17 protein-coding genes and 1 tRNA gene are annotated in these 21288 nt (G+C 59.0%); 13 read left to right on the top strand and 5 right to left on the bottom strand.

The window, feature by feature from the left end:
- Positions 1 to 40 precede the first annotated feature (40 nt).
- From LG290_RS06870 to LG290_RS06840, 7 genes are all read left to right on the top strand, one after another.
- Positions 41 to 1774: an isocitrate/isopropylmalate family dehydrogenase gene (locus tag LG290_RS06870; protein WP_499836784.1), complete on the top strand. Its 1734-nt coding sequence runs from the start codon at positions 41 to 43 to the stop codon at positions 1772 to 1774.
- Positions 1775 to 2027: 253 nt separating this feature from the next.
- On the top strand, positions 2028 to 3509 hold the full coding sequence (gene xdhA / locus LG290_RS06865) for a xanthine dehydrogenase small subunit (protein ID WP_499836783.1): 1482 nt from the start codon (positions 2028 to 2030) through the stop codon (positions 3507 to 3509).
- Positions 3493 to 6024: a xanthine dehydrogenase molybdopterin binding subunit gene (gene xdhB, locus LG290_RS06860; protein WP_499836781.1), complete on the top strand. Its 2532-nt coding sequence runs from the start codon at positions 3493 to 3495 to the stop codon at positions 6022 to 6024. Before xdhA ends, xdhB begins: the two co-directional genes overlap by 17 nt.
- Positions 6024 to 6875 carry a xanthine dehydrogenase accessory protein XdhC gene (gene xdhC, locus LG290_RS06855; protein ID WP_499836780.1) on the top strand — a complete coding sequence of 284 codons (852 nt, stop codon included), beginning with the start codon at positions 6024 to 6026 and terminating at the stop codon, positions 6873 to 6875. The genes xdhB and xdhC overlap by 1 nt, the downstream gene beginning before the upstream one ends.
- A 65-nt stretch (positions 6876 to 6940) precedes the next feature.
- Entirely contained in the window at positions 6941 to 8257 is a 1317-nt protein-coding gene (guaD, locus tag LG290_RS06850) for a guanine deaminase (protein WP_499836779.1), read from the top strand.
- Positions 8258 to 8472: 215 nt separating this feature from the next.
- A complete protein-coding gene (locus tag LG290_RS06845; protein ID WP_499836778.1) occupies positions 8473 to 9852 on the top strand; it encodes an NCS2 family permease in 1380 nt (459 codons plus the stop codon).
- 228 nt (positions 9853 to 10080) lie between these two features.
- Positions 10081 to 10758: a type 1 glutamine amidotransferase domain-containing protein gene (locus tag LG290_RS06840; RefSeq protein ID WP_499836777.1), complete on the top strand. Its 678-nt coding sequence runs from the start codon at positions 10081 to 10083 to the stop codon at positions 10756 to 10758.
- Positions 10759 to 11190: 432 nt separating this feature from the next.
- Here LG290_RS06840 and LG290_RS06835 read toward each other — a convergent pair whose 3' ends face one another.
- Complete coding sequence (locus LG290_RS06835; protein ID WP_499836776.1) at positions 11191 to 11910, bottom strand: Crp/Fnr family transcriptional regulator; 720 nt, start codon at positions 11908 to 11910, stop codon at positions 11191 to 11193.
- Positions 11911 to 12120: 210 nt separating this feature from the next.
- Here LG290_RS06835 and LG290_RS06830 point away from each other — a divergent pair, with 210 nt between their 5' ends.
- Both LG290_RS06830 and LG290_RS06825 read left to right on the top strand, forming a co-directional pair.
- Positions 12121 to 12309 (top strand): DUF1654 domain-containing protein, encoded by a 189-nt coding sequence (locus LG290_RS06830; protein ID WP_499836775.1) that lies wholly within the window; start codon positions 12121 to 12123, stop codon positions 12307 to 12309.
- A gap of 45 nt (positions 12310 to 12354) precedes the next feature.
- The gene (locus LG290_RS06825) at positions 12355 to 12576 is read left to right on the top strand and encodes a hypothetical protein (RefSeq protein ID WP_499836774.1); all 222 of its coding nucleotides are present in this window, start codon (positions 12355 to 12357) and stop codon (positions 12574 to 12576) included.
- Between the two features lie 276 nt (positions 12577 to 12852).
- On the opposite strand, the gene LG290_RS06820 is transcribed toward LG290_RS06825, so the two are convergent.
- Entirely contained in the window at positions 12853 to 13509 is a 657-nt protein-coding gene (locus LG290_RS06820; protein ID WP_499836773.1) for an SOS response-associated peptidase, read from the bottom strand.
- 462 nt (positions 13510 to 13971) lie between these two features.
- On the opposite strand from LG290_RS06820, the gene LG290_RS06815 reads away from it, so the two are divergent.
- Complete coding sequence (locus LG290_RS06815) at positions 13972 to 15291, top strand: site-specific integrase (RefSeq protein WP_499836772.1); 1320 nt, start codon at positions 13972 to 13974, stop codon at positions 15289 to 15291.
- A 12-nt stretch (positions 15292 to 15303) separates the two neighbouring features.
- Here the strand turns inward: LG290_RS06815 and LG290_RS06810 are convergent, their stop codons facing one another.
- Both LG290_RS06810 and LG290_RS06805 read right to left on the bottom strand, forming a co-directional pair.
- Positions 15304 to 15789, bottom strand: a complete 486-nt coding sequence (locus tag LG290_RS06810) for a hypothetical protein (protein WP_499836770.1) — start codon at positions 15787 to 15789, stop codon at positions 15304 to 15306.
- A gap of 477 nt (positions 15790 to 16266) precedes the next feature.
- Positions 16267 to 16343: transfer RNA gene (locus LG290_RS06805), tRNA-Pro, on the bottom strand.
- Between the two features lie 223 nt (positions 16344 to 16566).
- On the opposite strand from LG290_RS06805, the gene LG290_RS06800 reads away from it, so the two are divergent.
- Positions 16567 to 18138, top strand: a complete 1572-nt coding sequence (locus tag LG290_RS06800; RefSeq protein WP_499836769.1) for a BCCT family transporter — start codon at positions 16567 to 16569, stop codon at positions 18136 to 18138.
- A 16-nt stretch (positions 18139 to 18154) separates the two neighbouring features.
- Here LG290_RS06800 and LG290_RS06795 read toward each other — a convergent pair whose 3' ends face one another.
- Entirely contained in the window at positions 18155 to 18973 is an 819-nt protein-coding gene (locus LG290_RS06795; protein ID WP_160416901.1) for an inositol monophosphatase family protein, read from the bottom strand.
- Positions 18974 to 19146: 173 nt separating this feature from the next.
- On the opposite strand from LG290_RS06795, the gene LG290_RS06790 reads away from it, so the two are divergent.
- Both LG290_RS06790 and LG290_RS06785 read left to right on the top strand, forming a co-directional pair.
- The gene (locus LG290_RS06790) at positions 19147 to 20970 is read left to right on the top strand and encodes an ABC transporter ATP-binding protein (RefSeq protein WP_499836768.1); all 1824 of its coding nucleotides are present in this window, start codon (positions 19147 to 19149) and stop codon (positions 20968 to 20970) included.
- Positions 20971 to 21034: 64 nt separating this feature from the next.
- Positions 21035 to 21253: a hypothetical protein gene (locus LG290_RS06785; protein ID WP_499836767.1), complete on the top strand. Its 219-nt coding sequence runs from the start codon at positions 21035 to 21037 to the stop codon at positions 21251 to 21253.
- Positions 21254 to 21288: the final 35 nt, after the last annotated feature.

Below are 21288 nucleotides of genomic sequence, written 5' to 3'. Positions count from 1 at the left end.
ACGATCATCACCGATCGATCACTAACAACAGGGAACCTTGATGAGCAACAAGATCCGCGTCGACGCCCCTCTCGTCATCCTCCACGGCGACGAGATGGCCCAGGTGGCCTTCGAGAAGATCCTCGATACCTTCGTGACTTCACGGCTGGATATTCCGCTGGTGGAGATCGACCTCTCGGCCGAGAACCGCCTGATCACTAACGGTCAGGTGGTGATCGATGCCATCGAGGCGCTCAGGGAGCACGGTGTCGGCATCAAGAATGCCGGCATGACGGTCAACCGCACTCAGCTCGGCGAGATGCTCGACAAGCACTCCGAAATCGACGGCACCCGCCTGCACCCGCTGGCCACCAAGTCGCCCAACGGCGCCATCCGCAAGGGCATCGGCGGCAACATCACCCGCGAGGACATCGAGTTTCGCAACCTCAAGGTCTCACGCCCGGAGTGGACCGGCCGCGATATCGAGGTGGACACCATGGACACCGGCGGCATCAAGGACAGCTTCAACGAGCTCTCCCGCGCTACCGGTGTGGTCAAGCTGATGTTCGTGGGCGAGAGCGGCGACCCGGTGGAACTGCATCGCCGCGAGGTCAACAAGGGCGACCCCTGGCTGCTGGCCACCAACAACGTGGAAGACGTCAAGGCATGGGCCCATCGCTTCTTCCAGCGCGCCATCAATGAGAAGCGCGACATCTATCTGGGCCTCAAGGACACCGTGATCGCCGGCTACGACGGCGTGATGCGAGCCGCCATCGAGGATATCTTTGATCGCGACTACCGCGCGCAGGTGGAGGCGCTGGGGCTCGACTACTTCTATGAACTGATCGACGCCCAGGCCGCACGCCTGGTCGCCAACCCGCCGGAGCGCGCCCTGTGGGGCGTGCCGGACAATACCACCGGTCGTAAGCTCTACAAGCTGGTGGAGCAGCTCAAGCGCTACGGCATTCCCGACCGCAAGGCCCAGGTCTCCATCTCGCGCATGAGCGCCGGCGGCGGTGACCAGTACGGCAGCTTCAACGCCCCGGCCTCGGAAGACGGCATCCTCAAGGTGATTGTCGACGGCGAGGAAAAACACGCGCGAAGAGTCAAGAAGGGCGACCCCATCCTGCTGATGTCCAACGACCAGGCGGCGATCAAGGACTGGGTGTTTCAGGTGTTCCGGGATGCCTCGCGCAAGGAGAAGGAAGTCTACTTCGGCCTCAAGCGCGAGTACATGGAGTACGACGAGGTGTTCAGCACGGCGATCACCGACGTGCGCCGTGAGCTCGCCGAGACCGGCACCCCGCCGCCATCGTTCATGATCATGCGACCCTCCAGCCAGCTCACCAAGATGATCACCGACCCGCCCCGCAACGCCCTCTATCCGGCGCAGAATCTGGACGGCGACATCTTCTCCGATATCTCCGCGGCCCTCGGCGGCAGCCTGGCCACCGCCAGCTCGATCATAGAGAGCAAGGACGGCACCATGCTGTTCGAGGCGCCCCACGGCACTGCCCACGACCTTTACCTCACCTACCTGGAAACCGATGGCAAGCAGGCCCACTTCAACTCCTCGGCCCTGCTGTTCGCCGTGGCCAACGCCCTGGAGACCTTGGGCGAGCGCCAGGTAAACGACGCTCTGATCGACTACGCCCACCGCCTCAAGGCAGCGCTGATCGATACCGTGGGCGCCGGGATCATCACCGGCGACCTCAAGGGCAAGACCAACGATCCGGAAGGCGAGACCCTGGTCGACATGAATGGCTTCCTCGACGCCGTGGCCAGCCGACTGTAATCACCGGCTCGCTTCGCCGACAGCACCCGGGGCCTGCCTTAGCGCAGGCCCCGCGGCGTTGGGGCACACTGGCGCGCTGTTACGGACCCTCGGTTGCGAACACCGATCCTAACGACGTGGGCACGGCTCGACGGCGAGGCGATCTCGGGCTTGCAAAGTGCGACATCCTGGCACATGCTGGAAAAATCCTGACCACTTGGTCAACCTCTTGCGACAAACGCTCCCCTTAACAAAGTCAACAAGAGACACGGCGATGATCGACTTCCTCCTCAACGGGCAGCCCCGCCATTGCGAGGCGACACCCGAAACCAGTGTGCTTGAACTGCTGCGCGAAACCCTCGGCGAAACGGGTACCAAGGAGGGTTGCGCCTCCGGTGACTGCGGCGCCTGCACCGTCGCCATTGGCGAAACCGGTGCCGACGGCGAGCTGCGCTATCACAGCGCCAATGCCTGCATCACCCCGGCCCATCAGCTGCATGGACGCCATCTGGTGACCGTGGATGGCCTCGCCGACGGCGACAAGCTGCACCCCGCCCAGGCCGCCATGGTCGAATGCCACGGCAGCCAGTGCGGCTTCTGTACCCCGGGCATCGTCATGTCGCTGTTCACCCTTCACGAGCAGCAGCGTAGGGAGCAAGACAAGGCCCTGGCACCACTGACGCCGCAGCGCCTCGAGGCCGCCCTGGGGGGCAATCTATGTCGCTGTACCGGCTACCGCCCGATACGCGATGCTGCGCTAACCATGCATGAACACCCCGAGCATCGCCCGCTGTGGATGGACGCCGCCGCTCCTGAGCCGAAAGCAGGACCGGTCGTTAGTGACAGCCTTTTTGTCCAGCCCACCACGCTCGCCGAGTTGATCGAGTGCCTGGAGTGCCACCCCGATGCGCGGCTGGTTGCCGGGGCCACCGACCTGTGGCTGGAAAGCACCCAACGCCTGGTACGCTTCGAGCGACTGATCGATGTCACCCGCGTTGCCGAGCTGAACGTGATCGAAGAGACCACCCTCGAAGACGGCCGTCACGGCTGGTGGATCGGCGCTGCCGTGACCTATGCCCGACTCGAGCCGCTGCTCGAGGAACATTTTGATGCCTTCGCCCACCTGCTGCATCGCTTGGGTTCTTCCCAGATTCGCAATCGCGGCACCCTGGGCGGCAACGTGGCCAATGCCTCGCCCATCGGTGACACCCCGCCGGTACTGCTGGCATTGGGTTCACGCCTCAAGCTGGTAGGTCCCGAGGGCGAGCGCGAACTGCCGCTTGAGGACTTCTTCCTCGACTACAAGCGTACCGCCCTGCAGCAGGGTGAAGCGATCCGCGCCCTATTCCTGCCTCACCCTATCGAGGGAGAAACGCTCAAGGTGTGGAAGCTGTCCAAACGGCGTGAGGACGATATTTCCGCGGTGCTCGGGGCCTTCGCTTGGCGCCTGGAGGATGGCGTATTGCGCGACGTCCGCCTGGCCTTTGGCGGCATGGCCGCCATTCCCAAGCGTGCGGCCCGGGCCGAAGCGGCGCTCGAGGGCAAGGCGCCCTCAGCGGCTGCCTTCCAGGAGGCACGGCTGGCGCTGTCCCAGGATTTCCAGCCCATGTCGGATGTGCGCGGCAGCGCCCACTATCGTCAGGTTTCTGCCGCCAACCTGCTCGAACGCCTGCGTCTGGTGCTTATTATTGAAAACCAGGCGCAGGATGCCACAGACAGCCCTCGGGAGGTGATGCTCCATGCGTACGCTCACTAAGCTCTCTACGGCGCCCGGAACCGCGCCAGCATCCAACAAAGAAGCCACCGCCGACGTGGGCGCCGACTCGGCGGCTGCCCGTCACGAGCTCGATGGACGCATCAAGGGTGACGGCCCCCTGGCCCGCGAAACGGTTCCTTATTCCAATACTCACCCGCATTCCCAGGCCCATGAGAGCGCGGTCAAGCATGTCACCGGGCGGGCGGCCTACATCGACGACCTGAGCGCCCCTGCTAACACCCTGCATGTGGCCCTGGGCCTCTCTCCCGTCGCCCATGGCCGCCTGACCCGCCTCGACCTGGACAAGGTCCGCGCCATGCCCGGCGTGGTGGATGTGATTGCCGTGGGTGATGTGCCCGGTCATACCGATATCGGCCCGGTCTTCCCCGGCGACCCGATCTTCGTTTCGGATACGATCAGCTACGTCGGCCAGGTCATCTTCGCCGTGGCGGCCGAGAGTCATCGTGCTGCGCGGGAAGCCGTCCAGGCGGCAGTCGTGGAGATCGACGAGCAACCGGCCTGCCTGGATCCGGTCGCCGCCGCCGAGCGGGAAGAGTTCGTGCGCCCCAGCCATGTCCAGCAGAGCGGTGACTGGGAGCAGGCGCTGAAGGACGCCGCGCTTGTCGTGGAAGACGAGCAGTTTGTCGGCGGCCAGGAGCATTTCTACCTGGAAGGCCAGGCCTGCCTGGTGCAGCCCACCGAGGACGAGGGCGTGGTGGTCTTCACCTCCAACCAGCACCCCAGCGAGACCCAGAAACTGGTGGCCGAGGTGCTGGGCATTCCGTTCCACGCCGTGACCGTGGAGGTGCGCCGCATGGGCGGTGGCTTCGGCGGCAAGGAGACCCAGGCCTCGCCCTGGGCCTGCATCGCCGCGCTGATTGCCCGGCGCACCGGCCGCACCACCCGGGTACGCCTGCCCCGCGCCGAGGACATGCGCGCAACGGGCAAGCGCCATCCCTTCCATAACCGCTACCGGTTAGGCGTCGACGACCAGGGTGTGATCCTGGGTGGCGAGATCACCTTGATCGGCGACTGCGGCTATTCGCCGGACCTCTCGGATGCCATCGTCGATCGCGCCATGTTCCACAGCGACAACGCCTATTCGCTGGGTGATGCCCGGGTGACCGGCCACCGTGCCCGCACCCATACTGCATCGAATACCGCCTTTCGCGGCTTCGGCGGCCCCCAAGGCATGATGGTGATCGAGGCGGCGATGGACGACATCGCACGGCGCATCGGCGAGGACCCGCTGACGGTACGCAAGCGCAACTTCTACCGCGCTGGCCGCCAGACGACTCGCCGGGATATCACTCACTATGGCCAGCAGGTGGACCAGATCGGCCTGTTACATGATCTGGTCGACCAGCTCGAGACCAGCAGCGACTACTGGGAACGCCGCCGCGCGATCACCGAGTTCAACGCCGAGAGCCCCATCGTCAAGCGCGGCCTGGCGCTGACGCCGGTGAAGTTCGGTATTTCCTTCACCGCCAAGCATCTCAATCAGGCCGGCGCCCTGCTGCACGTCTATACCGACGGCAGCGTGATGATCAATCACGGCGGCACCGAAATGGGCCAGGGCCTGCACACCAAGATCTGTCAGGTGGCCGCCCGTGAGCTGGGCCTCGATACCGAGGAAGTCCGCATCACCGCCACGCGCACCGACAAGGTGCCCAACACCTCGCCCACCGCCGCCTCCAGTGGCACCGACCTCAACGGCCAGGCGGCACGCGATGCCTGTATGAAGCTCAAGCAGCGCCTGTTCGACTTCGCCCATGAGCACCTCTATCCGGATCAGGGGCTCGACCGCGAAGACATGCGCCTGGAAGCCGGACACCTGATTGCCGGCCACGGCGAGAGCGAGCAACGCATTCCTTGGGGCGAGCTGGTCCAGTCCGCCTACCTCAACCGCATCTCGCTCTCGGAGAAGGGTTTCTACGCCACGCCGCTGATCCACTACGACCGCAACATCGGCCAGGGTCGGCCCTTCTACTACTACGCCTTCGGCGCCGCCGTGGCGGAAGTCAGCGTGGATATCCTCAGCGGCGAATACCAGGTCGACCGGGTCGATATCCTTCACGACGTGGGCGACTCGCTCAATCCGGCCATCGACATCGGCCAGGTGGAGGGCGGTTTCATCCAGGGGATGGGCTGGCTGACCAGCGAGGAGCTTAAGTGGAACGAGGCCGGACGGCTGATCTCCGACGGCCCGGCAACCTACAAGATTCCCACCTACGGCGACCTGCCACCGGTGTTCAACGTCAAGCTGCTGGAGGGACACCCCAACTCCATGGCCAGCATCTACCGCTCCAAGGCCGTGGGGGAACCTCCCTTCATGCTCGGCATGGCGGTGTGGTCGGCCTTGCGTGACGCCCTGGCGAGCCTTGCCGACTACGCTGAGGCACCGCGACTCGACACGCCGGCCACCCCGGAACGCGTGCTGATGGCCGCCGAGACCCTGCGCGCCAAGTACGGTACCCGGCACGATACACGGCCGCTGGAAAAGGGTGGCGACTGATGAACGTCCAGCGCCCCGAAAGCTGGCATGAGGCCCTGCACCGCTTGCAGCGGAACGGCCTGCCCCATGCGCTGGCCACCGTGGTGACCAGCGCCGGCTCCACGCCCCGGGAGCCCGGCGCTCGGATGGTGATCACCGTTGACGCCGTCCACGACACCCTAGGCGGCGGCACCTTCGAATTCCAGGTGATCGACGCGGCCCGCGAACGGCTGGCATCAGGAGCGCTCGGCATGAGCCTCGAGGCCTTCGCCCTGGGCGGGCGCAGCGGGCAATGTTGCGGCGGCTTCGTCAACGTGCTGCTGGAGATCTTCCCCGGCAGTGCGGCAACCCTGGCCATCTTCGGCGCCGGCCATGTGGGTAGCGAGCTGGTCCGCCTGGCCGCCCCGCTGCCCTGGCAGGTGCTGTGGCACGACAGCCGCGACGGCGTCTTCCCCGACTGGGCCGAGGCGCAGCCGCGTCTGACCTGTCGTCACGCGACTGACCTTCGGGACGCTGTGGCCGCCCTGCCTGCGAACAGCCACGCGCTGGTGCTGACCCATGACCACGCCGAAGACCGCGAGCTGGTGGATGCCCTGCTGCGTCGTGATGACATGGCGTCGATCGGCCTGATCGGATCACACAGCAAATGGGCCAGCTTCCGCTCGCGGCTGACCGATGCCGGCCATGACGAAGCGACACTGGCCAGGGTGCGCTGCCCCATCGGCATGGCCAGTGGTGGCACAGGCGGCGACAAGACGCCCTATGCCATTGCCCTGGCCGCCCTGGCCGAGCTGCTGCCGCTGATGGGCAGCGCCGAACATGCCGACCGGCGCGGCCTCGACCCGGCGGAACTGCGCCAGGTATTCGACTAGTGCTTTCTTGCGACGGGAGCCAAGCTCAGATAAGTCCAAGTTTTTACCGATAACGAGCCCCTATAATGACGACAAACGACCCGCGCGTGATACGCGCCGAACTGCTGAGCTTCAATGCCGACCCCGGCGAGGGCGACACCCCCGCCGAGGGCAGCGTTCGCCATATCGAAGACGCCGCCCTGTGGATCGAGGATGGCCGCATCCGCGCCCTCGATGACTATGCGCGACTCGCACCGGACCTGCCCCCGGGAATCGAGGTGATCGACCACCGTGGCAAGCTGCTGATGCCCGGCTTCATCGACAGCCACGTGCATTACGTTCAGCTCGAGATCATGGCCTCCTACGGGCGCCAGCTGCTCGACTGGCTCAACGACTATACCTTTCCCGAAGAGTGTCGCTTCGCCCAGTACGCTCATGCCTTGACACTTTCTGATGTTTTTCTCGATGAGATGCTGCGGGTCGGCACCACCACCGCTCAGGTGTTCTGCTCCAGCCACCCCAATTCCGTGGATGCCTTCTTCACTGCCAGCCGCAAGCGCAACCTGCGCATGCTGGCCGGCAAGGTACACATGAATCGCCACGCCCCGGAAGCACTCTGCGACGACACCCAGGGCGGCATTCGCGACGCCGAGCGGCTGATCAGCGACTGGCACGGCACGGCACGCCTCGGTTACAGCCTCACACCACGCTTCGCCCCCACCTCGACCCGGGAGCAACTGGACGCGACGGGTGGGCTGTTGCGCAACGACCCGAGCCTGTGGCTGCAGACCCACCTTTCCGAAAATACTGGCGAGCTGGACTGGGTTGCCGAGCTGTTTCCGCAGAGCCGCGACTACCTTGAGGTCTACGAGCAATCCGGGCTAGTGGGGCCGCGCAGTACCTTCGCCCACGGCATCCATCTCGACCAGGAGATGCGGCAGCGGCTGGCGGACCGTGGCGCCAACCTGGCCTTCTGCCCCAGCTCCAATCTGTTCCTGGGTAGCGGCCTGTTCGACCGCCACGCCGCACGCGACGTCGGGCTCAATCTGACCTATGCCAGCGACGTCGGCGGTGGTACCGACCTTTCCGGGCTGGCGACCCTCAAGGCCGCCTACCAAGTCGGCCAATTGCGCGGTCAGCCCCTGACGGCCTGGCAAGGGCTGTACGGCCTGACACTGGGCAATGCGCGAGCCTTGTCGCTGGATAGCGAGATCGGCCGCCTGGCACCCGGAATGGAGGCCGACTTCGTGGTGCTCGACCTCGATGCCACACCGCTGCTGTCAAGGCGTCATGCCCGCTGTCGTACCCTTGGCGAGCGCCTGTTCGCACTGATGATGCTGGGCGACGACCGCAGCGTACTGGAAACCTGGGCGGGCGGGCGGCGTCAACACGCCAGGGACTGACTGCCTTCAACCCTTGCAAGGGTGTCATCTACGACAATGGTCATAGCTACCTGTCCAAGTGGTCAAATGTTGTTTAGTCTGTCTCCATGCCTGATTGACCACTTGGTCAGCCAGGCGATCAACATAGAAAACGCCTCTTGGATTGATACCCGATTTCCAACAATTTCTAACAACAATTTCTAACAACAATTTCTAACAACAATGGGATCACCGATATGGAACCGAACGCCTCCTCCCTTACCGACAAGGGCACCGCAGGGTCCGATGGGCAGGTCGCCAGACCTGCCAACTGGCTGGACCACTATTTCGGCGTGACGCGTCGTGGCTCGTCGCTGCGCACCGAAATTCTCGCCGGGATCGCCACCTTCCTGGCCTCCATGTACATCATCGTGGTCAACCCGGCGATTCTCAACGATGCCGGCATCCCCTTCTCCGCCGCCCTCTCGGCCACGGTGCTGATCAGCTTCATGAGCAGCCTGGCCATGGGGCTCTATGCCCGTAACCCGATCCTGGTCGCGCCGGGCATGGGCATGAACGCCCTGTTCACCTATACCCTGGTACAGGGCGCGGGGCTCTCCTGGGAAGTGGCACTGGGCTGCGTATTTTGGTCCGGGGTGCTGTTCGCCATCCTGGCCATGTTCAACGTCCGTAAGGCAATCATCGAGGCCATTCCCTCCTCTCTGCGCTATGCGATCACCTGCGGCATCGGCCTGTTCATCACCTTTATCGGCTTCAAGAATGCGGGCTTCATCGTCGGCAGCGACGCTACGCTGGTGACGCTGGGCAATATGGATGCCAGCATGGTCACCTTCTTCATCGGCATGATGGCGACAGCGATCCTGGTCATCCTGCGTTTCAACGGCGCGCTGATTCTGGGTATCGCCCTGACCACCCTGCTGGCATCGCCCATGGGTCGGCTGTGGGGCGGTGACGTGGTGGTGGAGTGGAGCGGCCTGGCGGCCTGGCCAGACTTCAGCGCAGTGATGCAGGTGGACATCTGGGGAGCGCTGAAGGTTGCCTATCTGCCGTTCATCTTCGTGATGCTGTTCACCAACTTCTTCGATGCCTTGTCGTGCTTCATGGCCCTCTCCGAATCGGCCGACCTCAAGGACAAGGATGGCAACCCGCGCAACCTGAAGCGCTCCATGACCGTCGATGCCTTCGCCTCGATGATTGCTGCTCCCTTGGGTACCAGCGCGGCCCAGACCTTCATCGAATCCGGCGCCGGCGTCGCCCAGGGCGGCCGGACCGGCCTGGTGGCGGTAACCATCGCCTTGCTGTTTCTGCCCTTCCTGTTCCTGTCACCGCTGCTTTCGCTGGTACCGAGTATCGCCACTGCGCCAGCGCTGGTGCTGGTGGGGCTGTTCATGCTGGCCCCGATCAGCAAGATCGAGTGGACAAAGTTCGACCAGGCCTTCCCGGCCTTCCTGGCCATCATCTTGATGCCGCTGACCTATTCGATCACCCTAGGCATCGCCTTTGGCTTCCTCAGCTTCGTGCTGATCAAGCTGTTCACCGGGCGCATCGAGGAGATCAAGCCAGCCATGTGGGTCTCGGCTGCTCTCAGCGTGGTGATGCTGGTGACCACGCACTAGGGGCAACTTCGGGCACGATTCATGAAGCGCTTCTACACTTTCGATAACTCAGCTCACCGCCCCCCGGGCCTTCCTATCCCGGCTATTGCTGTGGCGGTGCGCACCGGTCTGGACGGAGGCCTTCGGCCAAGCCTTTATGTCAGGCCTTAAAAACCACAGACCAACTGCTGACTTGCATCGGCAATTGGTCAATTCACTTGAAACTAATGCTGAAGAAGGATAGTTGCCATGAAGATTCTGCTAGTACTGACCTCACACGACCAACTTGGTGACACTGGCAAGAAAACCGGTTTCTGGCTCGAGGAATTCGCGTCACCCTACTATGTGTTCAAGGATGCCGGGGCCCAGGTTACATTAGCCTCTCCGGCAGGCGGCCAGCCTCCGATCGACCCCACCAGCGACGCACCGGAAGCACAGACCCCGGCAACCGAACGTTTTCGCCAGGACCCAGCAGCACAGGCTCAACTCGCCTCAACCATTCCATTGCAGGACATCAACCCTGCCGAATTCGATGCCGTTTTCTACCCGGGCGGCCATGGCCCGTTGTGGGACCTGGCGAACGATCAGACGTCCATTGACCTGATAGAAGCCTTCGATCGGGCCGGCAAGGCTATGGGCTTGGTGTGCCACGCCCCCGGGGCGTTGGTCAAGGTTCGCGATGCCGAGGGTCAGCCATTGGTGTCCGGGCGTAGCGTCACCGGTTTTACCAATAGCGAAGAAGAGGCGGTCGGCCTGAGCAACGTCGTGCCATTCTTGATAGAGGATGAGTTTAAGCGCCTGGGCGGCCATTACGAGAAAGGGGCAGACTGGCAGCCACATGTAGTGACAGACGGTCTCCTGGTCACCGGCCAGAATCCTGCCAGCTCGGAAAATGCCGCAAAAGCATTGCTCGCCTTGCTGGCATGAAATCGGCGTTTGCCCGACTGAAACACAGGAGTCGTAGATGAGGAGTGCCATCAAGGTGGCTGGCTGTTGTCGGCACGTGCCACGTATTTGGAACCTAGAACGATGCCCAACGAAAAACGGCCACCTCGCTAGCTAGCTAAGTGGCCGTTTTTAATAATCTTTTTGGTCGGAACGACAGAATTCGAACCTGCGACCTTTGCAACCCCATTTTGCCGCGCCTCGCCCAGTATCCTGTTGATTTTAAATAAATACCTGCCTTATTCAGCACCAGCCGATACGGCTAATTCGCTCTATAAATATCAATAAGTTACAAGGAAGTTTTCAGCTAAAGATAACGACAATTTTTCACAGCTGTGGCCAGCGCTTTGATGGCCCCTCCTCTTTCAGCGCCGCTAAGCGCATTGCCGGGGGAAAAGCTCATCGAGGCAGGTTTTAGCAAGGTAGGTTTTGGCAATGTAAGTAAATCGGGTCGAATTGAGAAAATTGCTTCAATCGCTCCCAGTCGAGAATCGTCAAACGTTTCTTTTCCAGCGACACCAAGCCCTCCTGTCGCAATTTTCTAAGAACACGATTGGTATGTACCGGTGTTAGCCCCATCGACTCGCCGAGTTCCGCCTGGGTCAGTGGAAATTCAAAACTGTGATCTTCAGCGCAGCCGGCAATACGCAAACGTATCAGCATTTCACAAAAGACATGCGCCAGGCGTGGCTCGGCCGGCCGAGTTCCCATGTTGACCAACCATTCTCGCAAAATGGCTTCATCCACTAGGGTGCACCAGAAAAGCGCTCGCGCCAGGCGAGAATGGTTTTCCATGATATTGCGCATTTCATCTGCTGGAAACTCAATCAATATCATTGGAGTAAGCGCACGTATCGAGTGATCCATCACCTCAAGGATGATGATGTGCACATCGCATGGATCTCCCGGGATCAGGTAGGTCATGATGCATACATCACCACTTTTCAGAAGTTTGTAGCGACATGCCCATCCCTTTTCTATGAGATAGACGTACTCAGGTCGCTCGCCCTCTTCGATGATGATCTCACCTTTGTCCACATGAAAGCTTCGGGTAGCCGCCTTCATCAGCACCTGTTTTTCTTCGTTGGAGAGAGTCATGTAGTAACTCAGCTTATTAACCAGTGCCTCAATCACTGCCTCTCTCCTCTGTCTGGTTTGGCTTATTTATAAATGTAGCTATCGATGTAGCTATCGCTTATATAGATCAAGGCAGTATGACAGGCATGGAAGAGAGAAAAAGCGGTTTTTTTCAACAAAAAATTGGTTAGGTCGCAATGCTTAAATTGACCCGCAACCATGGGTAAAATCGCAATTTCCTAACCAAACACCTACTGCATCCAGCGCATGATCAACTTGCCCAAGGCTCAATCGCAAAAGTGTGCAGAGATTTCGCGCCAGCCAGATGAAAACTCAGATGATTGGCGCCAGTTATTGGAAGAACTGGGCACGCTCGGCCACGTGACGATAATTCCGCTCGATGATTCAGGCGAGCACGTGCGTTTGCTCTGGAACCCCGAGGAATCGATGGCATGAGTATGCGCAGATGTTACTCTATTTTATTTGACACAGGAGAAGTCCATGCAAGATATAAATCATCTTGACGTTGGCATGAAAACACAGATTGGCACGGATCAGGTGCAGGGGCCTGAGGTGGGTAGGGAATATGTGCGGCAGCTCGATTCAAATACCTGGCTCCCTTTTAGAGAAGATGCGGCTGAGGATCGCCCGCTTGTTGTTCGCATTGATCGCATCGATGGCGATGTGTGCCACTGCACGGTCACAAGAAAGCCAAGTTTATAGCAGCGCCGCCGCGGTACACCACCAGGTGGGATGAGCTGCCAGTCGTGCGGATAAAGTGAGAGGCGAGATACAAAGAAGCCCGGCCAGTAGCCGGGCTGTGTCTTCCCTTCCTTGTATTCCATCGTAGGCTTCCTGCCTGCGCATCCTTGAGCTTAAGTCATCCTGACTCGTCCTTCCCTGATGAGCCTCCCTGACTCAGTACAAATAGATTGCCAACCCAGTACCGCCTGGGAAATAACCTAAGTTAAGGGCGCGGATAAAAATAGTCTCCCGCAATCACACAGGATTGATCAGCTCGGCGCCCTGCCCCTCTGTCGGTTTGTTGACTGCAGTGCTGACCGGCCAGTGTTCAATCAGCTCGGCATCGATATGTCGCACCACGTTGCGGATCGTCTCTCGGTCCGTGAGGTCAGGGTCAAGCCACGACTCAAGGCTGTCGTCGTCGAGGATCAGCGGCATACGGTCGTGCACCTCTGCAGCACTTCCCCGGGCCGGCTCGGTGATGATGGCACAGCCCAGGCTACCGTCCTCACGCTCGGCGTAGATTCCGGCTAAGAACAACGGTTCTCGATCCTCGCGACACAGGAAATGCGGCTGCTTGGGGGACGTGCTCTTGATCCACTCGTACCACCCGTTCGCTGGCACCAGGCACCGGTGCTTGGCAAAGGCCGACTTGAAGTAACCGCTGGTCGCCACCGTCTCGGCCCGGGCGTTGATGGGCTGGCTGCTTTTGCCGTTGGCCCAGGATGGTCGATACCCCCACCACAGCTCATCAAGAAGCGGTGCCGAATTCTCTGGAGACCGCCGGAAGACAGGTATCCACGTGCCGGGCGCCACATTGTAACGCGGGCTAGGCTCACGCTCAGGCATGATCGCACCGACCTTGCGGGCCAGCTGCGAATACGGGCTGAATAAAGCGAATCTTCCACACATAAGGCACAGGATAGACGAGAAATTGGCCATCCGTAGTCAGTTAACCGAGCCTTACCCCCGCCGTTAAGCCAAGAGTTTTACGAAAATACTTCGAAGTTTTTTGACCCAATAAAAAAACCGCCGCTCGGTTTGACCCGTAAGCGGCGGTTTTCTAAGGAGATAATCTGGTCGGAGCGACAGGATTCGAACCTGCGACCTTTGCAACCCCATCCTGCTCGCGCTCCCTTAGGCGCACCGGCTCCGAACGCAGTCCTGTGCAATAAGATATTGATCCAATAAATATTTTGATCGCCGCATCATGTCGACGGTAATCTGTTTCTGGACACTGATGACGGCACCTACTGGTCCAGGTATGCGATTACGGCATCATCTGGAGCCGTTGCGGACGACTCGCTGAGTCGACCACTCCGCCAGCCTCAGGCGTCCGATCGGATTGACACTACACCGGGGGGCGCTGCCGAGATGACTGACTACACTCTGAAACGGAAGATCACCGATTCTGCTATCAAGCATGGGAGACGCAAGGAGATACGAACGATCTATGACACCGTGATCAGTGGCTTCCTGTGCACGCTTTACAATCGCAATGTCACGACCTTCTCGTTTCGCTATCGCTCTAAGTTAACCGGAAAGAGGCCAACGGTGAAGATCGGCCGTTATCCGACTGTCTCGGTTGACGAGGCTAGGGAGATCGCGAGGAAGATGTCGGTAGGGCTCTCACAGGGCATAGAGCCGCGTCTGGTCGAAGAGGCCGCCAAGGAGGCCCAGAGCCGTAAGGAAGAGCAGCGACGGCGAGAGGATGCCACAATCATCGAGACGTTTCTGGATACGGTTTACCGCCCACACAAGGAGCGTATGAAGAGAGGGCAAGAGGACCTCGACCGGCTCGACCGGCATTTCAGGTCGTGGTATCGGAAACGAATGACCGAGCTGAGCAAGTCTGATGTGACGCGCTGGCATCACGGACTTGAAAAGAAGGGGCTGGCGTTTCTGACCATCAAGCGATCCTATGACGTGCTCCAGAATATGCTCAATATGGCGGTGGAGGAAAGATTTATCGCAGAAAACCCGATCAAAAGCGTCCGACTTAGAAGACCAATTACTGGCGATGATCACGGAATTGATATCATTCGCTCCCGTCGTGCGCTAACTAATGACGAAGTAGTTGGCCTATTTCGAGGGTTTGACGCCTACACCCGAAATCGAAAGGATATGCGACGTCGATCGCGTGCGAAAAAATCTAACCGCCATCTTCCCGACTGGGATCATTTAACTTATGTCGACTATGTGGTTCCGGCTATTCTCGTTATTTACTATGCAGGATTCCGCCCTGGAGATGTATACGGACTGCGATGGGAAAACGTAAACTTCGAGACCAAGACGATCACCAAGGTGATCGAGAAGACGGCGCATCACAGCACCAGGCCGACCAGCTTTCCCATCTCGGAACGTTTGTTGGAGGCGCTTCGGATATGGTGGGTCGAGAATGGTCGACCCAGGACAGGCTATGTTTTTCCGTCTCCCAGGACGGGCAGGCGGTTGTCAGCTGGCGCACTGGGGCGGCGACCATGGCCTATCATCAAGAAGCTGGGCGGGCTGGACTCTGACCTCGACCTTTACACACTACGACACAATTTCGCTTCCCAACTCATTATGTCAGGGGCCGATCTGATGGCGGTCATGAAGCTGATGGGACATCGCGATATCGCAACAACGATTGAGCACTACGGCCATCTGACAACTGAGCATATCAGGTCCGTGTTGGTTGCTTTGGAAAAGTAGAGGATCATATATTTATTTTTTAGGTGACAAAGCACCTTTTGCCATTTCTTGATAACTCTCTTCGATGCAGGAATACAGTTCTTTGAAGTTGTAATAAACGCCCGCCCCTTCTATAACCTTGTCAAGATTTTGCTTTGCTATTTTGGCGGTTGGGTGAGAAATACTCTCTTTATGAAATGGTGCGCATATGTTTACTGCTGCCCTAGCAATGCCTGGTTCGTTAGCGTAGCTTTCAGAAAATTCAATAAATTTATTTTCATAATTCTCTCTCTCTCGGCTGCACGCCTCAAAGTCGTTGCTCTCACATGTGGCCACATCCATTATGGAAAATAAAAAGGATCGATTGAAGCAAAAGTTTGGAAGTAGTGAGCCGTTGCAAGCATTTTTTATTAGTTTGCAACCAGACTTCCCTAGCTCAATGCAAAGGCTGTTAGTGCTAGCAGCTATTTTTTTGTCTTTACTCTTTAGCGTTTCCAAGTTGGTATCAAGTGATTCCAAGTTGGTATCAAGTTTTTTGTTTGGGGAAGATTCTGTTTGTGCTAAAATTGGTTGCGACCACAGAATAATGAATAACGAAAATATAGCACTGAGAGTGGTTGGTGTGTAAATTTTACTGTAAATAATTAGCATAATTTTTTGGCTATATGGAGTTTGAGGGTTTTTTATTTTAATTACGTTAGCATGTTGCTATCAATACACACCGGCTAGCTTGGCAGATGGTAATCGCTTATGCAAGGTCAATATTTTAGCTGAAGGTATACTTGATGGTGCTAATGGTAGCGCCCTAGCATAAAGTGAACGACTTGCTCTTTTAGTGAAGCAATCCAATAATGCATGTGTGCAAAATGAAAAAAACCCTCCCGATGTGGCTTGTCCGCCATGTCGAGAGGGCTTTTTTGTTGGAGCAGCACTGGAACAGTCGCTCGCGATTAGCTGGCAAACTGGTTTTGGTGTGCGCTAACTCCTTGATATAAGTGGTCGGAGCGACAGGATTCGAACCTGCGACCTTTGCAACCCCATTGCAACGCGCTACCAAGCTGCGCCACGCTCCGAATGCCTTGTTTTTTAGCGCATCAATTGCGCCTCAAGACGGTGCGTATACTAGCGTTTTGAGCGCCAAATGCAAAGCCCTTTTTGCGCTTTCTTTTCAGCGTCTTGCCTTGACATCAACAGGCAGTGATACCATCGGCAGAATCAGCTTTACCAAAAGGAATCAGCATGTATCGCCAGGAGGCATCGGGACTTTTCAAAGGAATGAATGCGCGAGTCACGATAATGGCTATGGTCATGATCGCCACCGCACTGGCTTACGGCGTCTTTTTTACCGAGCGTTTAGCGTTCGGTCTGGATGTGGCCCGCACATACTTGAATCCTTTTCTTGAGTGGTACTATGTGTTGCTGGTCACTGTTCTACTGTTTTTCATGGTATGGCTGGGCACGGGTCGCTACAAGAACGTACGCTTGGGCGGGGATTACGAGCAGCCCGAGTTCACTTATTTTTCATGGATTTCCATGTTGTTTGCCGCCGGTACCGGGGTAGGCATCCTGTTTTGGGCAGTGGCCCAACCCATCCTGCAGTTTCAGGAAAATCCCTTCATTGATGAAGGCATGTCACCGGATGCCGCTCGGGTGGCCATGCGCCTGAGCTATTTTCATTGGGGGCTGAATGGCTGGGCGATCTTTTCGTTCGTCGCCATCGTGCTGGCCTACTTCGCCTATCGGCGGCAACTGCCATTGACTATTCGCTCAGGGTTGGAGCCGGTACTCGGCAAACGCAACCATGGCTTTCTCGGCGATCTGGTGGATCTGCTGGCGGTATTCGGCACGGTATTCGGTATCGCCACCACCCTGGGGCTGGGCGTTCAGCAGATGAATGCGGGGCTGAATGCCGTGTTTGGACTGCCCACCTCCACCACATTACAGGTCATCATCACTGCCATCATCATGAGCGTGGCCACCCTATCGGTTGTCTCGGGGGTCAAGCGTGGGGTACGGCTGCTTTCGGAAGCCAATTTCTGGTTAAGCATCACGGTAGTGCTTTTCCTGCTGGTGTTCGGCCCCACGCAATACCTGATCGCCATCACCATCGAATCCGCCGGTGACTACATCCAGAACCTGATGAGCATGACCTTTCATACCAACGCCACCATAGACGATGACTGGCAGGCGGAATGGACGGTGTTCTTCTGGGGTTGGTGGCTGGCCTGGTCGCCGTTCGTCGGCATGTTCATCGCACGGGTGTCGCGCGGGCGCACCTTCCGCGAATTCGTCATGGGGGTACTGCTGGTGCCTACCATCATTAACATCATCTGGATCGGGCTGTTTGGTGGCACCGCGCTTTACCATGAGCTGTTCGGTATCGGAGGCATCGTTCAAGCGGTGGACGAGGAAGTCGCCACGGCCCTGTTCGCGACCATCAACGCCATGGGTATGGGAATAGTCGGCATCGGGGTTTCCGCGGGCCTGGTCGTGTTGATCGCCACTTATCTGATCACCTCGGCCAATGCCGGCACCCTGGTCATCAATACGATTCTCTCGGGTGGCGACCCAGACCCCCCAACCGCTCACCGGATCATCTGGGGCGCGGTGCTGGGATTGCTGACTGCCGTGCTGTTGCTTGCCGGAGGTCTGGAGACGTTGCAGTCCGCCGTCATCATGGCTGCTTTGCCCTTTTCGGTTATCGTCATACTGATGATGGTGGGGTTGTTGAAAGCACTGAATCGCGAACGCTACGCAGCGCGTACCGGTGAACGTGCCGAAGCGCCGCGTGAGCCTTGGGCCGACCTGGGCGATGCGGGTACCGGCCCGACCCCGGTTTCCAGTGATGAACGCTACAAGAACAATTGATGCTGCAGGACCTTGCTCAAGCAGCATCGTCAGCCTCGCGCAGCAGTTGCTCAAGCGCCTGATGAATGCCGGGGGCGGTGACCAGCAGATGCTTGCTGTAAAGATCCGGCGGCATGTCTTCCGGGCAGGGGTAACGGTGTGAAACCGTGGCCCCCGCCTCCCGGGCGATCAGCCAGCCGGCGGCGGAATCCCAGGGCGAGACGCTTTCGTAATAGGCATCCAGGCGTCCACAGGCAACATCACACAGATCCAGCGCTGCCGAGCCGTTACGCCTTACGTCCTGGCAATGATTCAGCGTTGCGGTCAATCGCTGGATCAATGCAGCGCGTTCACTGCGACGATGCGGGAACCCCGTGGCCACCAAGGCGCGAGAAAGCTCAGTGGCTTGGCTGGCGCGAATCGGCTGTTGATTGCAGAAAGCGCCCTGGCCGAGCATGCCGGCGAAGGTTTCATCCAGAAACGGCGCATGCACCACGCCGAGCTGGGTATGCCCCTTCACGGCCCAGGCGATGGAGACCGCCACATGGCGTAACCCATGGGCAAAGTTCACGGTGCCGTCTATCGGGTCCACCACCCAAAGCGCCTCGGCTTCCGCCAGGCCATCCTGTTTCGGAGAAAGTTCTTCGCTCAGGATGGCATCATCGGGAAAAGCGGCATTCAGGCGCTGTTTGATAAAGGTATCCACTTGAACATCGATATCGGTGACCAGTTCGTCGCCCAATTTGTAGCGATGATCGAACCCTTGTTGCTCACGTGCGGTAACGATCATTCGGCCCGCCTCACGAGCAATAGCCACCGTTAATTCAAGACGTTCAGCCAGGGAAAGTGCCGACATAAGGTATCCTTTTCACGGTAGAGCAAGTGGGTTTGGCTCTGTGGGTCAACCAACGTTTAGCGGTCAGCCAGACAGGGCGTATTCACGTTAGCGCATTCTCGCTTGGCAACAAACTTCGATTCAGTCAGGAACTTAATGAGACGCCCCTTCTTTCACTACCCATCGACTACATCATGACTATCATCAGACGTTTTTTCGGCGTATTTCGCTACAGTGGCCGTGCCCTTTCACTGGTATGGCAGACCTCCCGCGCCCTGACCATCGGCCTGGCGATATGTACTCTGGTCGCCGGGGTCTTGCCTGCGGTTGCCGCCTGGCTGGGGCAACTGATCGTCGACTCGGTAGTCGACGCCATGGCCTATCACCGTGAAACCGATGCCCCCGCCTCCTGGCAGACCCTGTGGCCGGTGATGCGTTATGTGCTGGCGGAGGCCGGGGTGATCGCCGGCATCGCCCTGGCTCAGCGCGGTCTTTCGGCGCAGCAGTCGCTGTTGCGCGCCCTGCTCGGCCAGAAGGTCAACGTGATGATTCTGGAAAAGGCCGGCACCCTATCGCTGACCCAGTTCGAGGACTCGGAATTCTACGACAAGCTCACCCGTGCCCGGCGTGAAGCCTCGACACGCCCGCTGGGGCTGGTCAACAAGACATTTTCCTTGTTGCAGAATGCCATTTCGCTGGTGAGCTTCGGGGTGCTGCTGATCCAGTTCTCCCCCTGGGCACTGCTGGTGCTGCTGGTCGGCGCCCTGCCGGCCTTCTTCTCCGAAGCCAAGTTCTCCGGCGATGCCTTTCAACTGTTTCGCAGGCGCTCGCCGCATACCCGCATGCAGATGTATCTGGAAACCGTGCTGGCGCGTGAGGACAGCATCAAGGAGGTCAAGCTATTCGGCCTGGAGCCTTTGCTGCTGTCCCGATACCGCGATATTTTCCACACCCTGTATGGGGAAGATCGCCGGCTCACCTTACGCCGCGAAAGCTGGGGATTCGTGCTGGGCTTGCTCGGCACCCTGGCGTTCTACGGCGCCTACGCCTGGGTGGTCGTCGAAACCGTTGTCGGTCAATTGACCCTCGGCCAGATGACCATGTACCTGATGGTATTCAAGCAGGGCCAGAGCGCTCTTTCCGCCAGCCTGACCTCGATCAGCGGCATGTACGAAGACAATCTTTACCTGTCGAATCTCTATGAATACCTGGAACAGCCGGTGGCGTCGGAACAGGGCAGCTTGACCCAGGGCGCCCAGCCCGGCGACGGCATACGCTTCGAAAACGTGAGTTTCTTCTACCCCGGCGCCGAAACCCCTGCCCTTTCGGCGATTTCATTGCATGTACGTCCCGGGGAAAGTTTGGCCCTGGTGGGTCAGAATGGCTCGGGCAAGACCACCTTGATCAAGCTACTTACTCGGCTTTACAGCCCCAGCGAAGGCCGCATCCTGCTCGATGGCAGCGACTTGCGAGACTGGGATGTCGCCACCTTGCGCCGACGTATCGGGGTAATCTTTCAGGACTTCGTGCGTTACCAGCTCAAGGTCGGCGAGAACCTGGGGGCCGGAGACGTTGTGGCCTTCGATGAAGAAGCCCGCTGGCAGGAAGCCGCACGGCGCGGCCTGGCCGATGAATTCATCAATGAGATGCCGGGGGGTTATCACACCCAGCTGGGGCGTTGGTTCAAGGGCGGGCAAGAGCTTTCCGGCGGCCAATGGCAGAAAATCGCCCTTTCCCGCGCCTACATGCGTGAAAGTGCCGACATTGTGGTACTCGATGAACCCACCGCTGCCATGGACGCCGCGGCGGAAGCCGCCGTCTATGCCGATTTTCGTGAGCATCGCCGCGACAAGATGACCATACTGATTTCACACCGCTTCTCGACGGTACGCGCAGCGGACCACATCCTGGTCATGCAGAACGGGCGTATCATCGAGCAAGGCAGCCATGACGTCCTGCTTGCTGACGATGGCCGCTATGCAAGCCTGTTCAGGCTACAGGCCGAAGGATATCGTTAGGCGCTTTCCGGCGCTGTCAGCCGTTTTACTTTACTGTCTATTTTTCGCTTTCTGGAGAGTCACCATGCCCAAGTTTCCTGTTTCCAAGTTCCCTGTGTTACTTCTCGTCCTGCTGATCGGCGGCCTTGGCGGCTGCACCACCTATACCTGGCCGGATGGTTCTCAGGAAACCGTACTCGGCGTTCCCGCAGAAGAGGAAAATCGCCGCTACGAAGAAGAGCGGCAACCCGAAGGTGTACGTTATCGCATCCCCGGGAAAGTACCGGAACCCAACGCCGACTAATGCCATCGCGCTTTTCTGTCTTTCACATTAACGCC

The sequence above is a fragment of the Halomonas sediminis genome, assembly GCF_044871105.1.
Taxonomy (GTDB): domain Bacteria; phylum Pseudomonadota; class Gammaproteobacteria; order Pseudomonadales; family Halomonadaceae; genus Vreelandella; species Vreelandella zhuhanensis.
The sequence above is the reverse complement of the archived record's forward strand: the minus strand, read 5'-3'. Positions and strand labels throughout refer to the sequence as shown.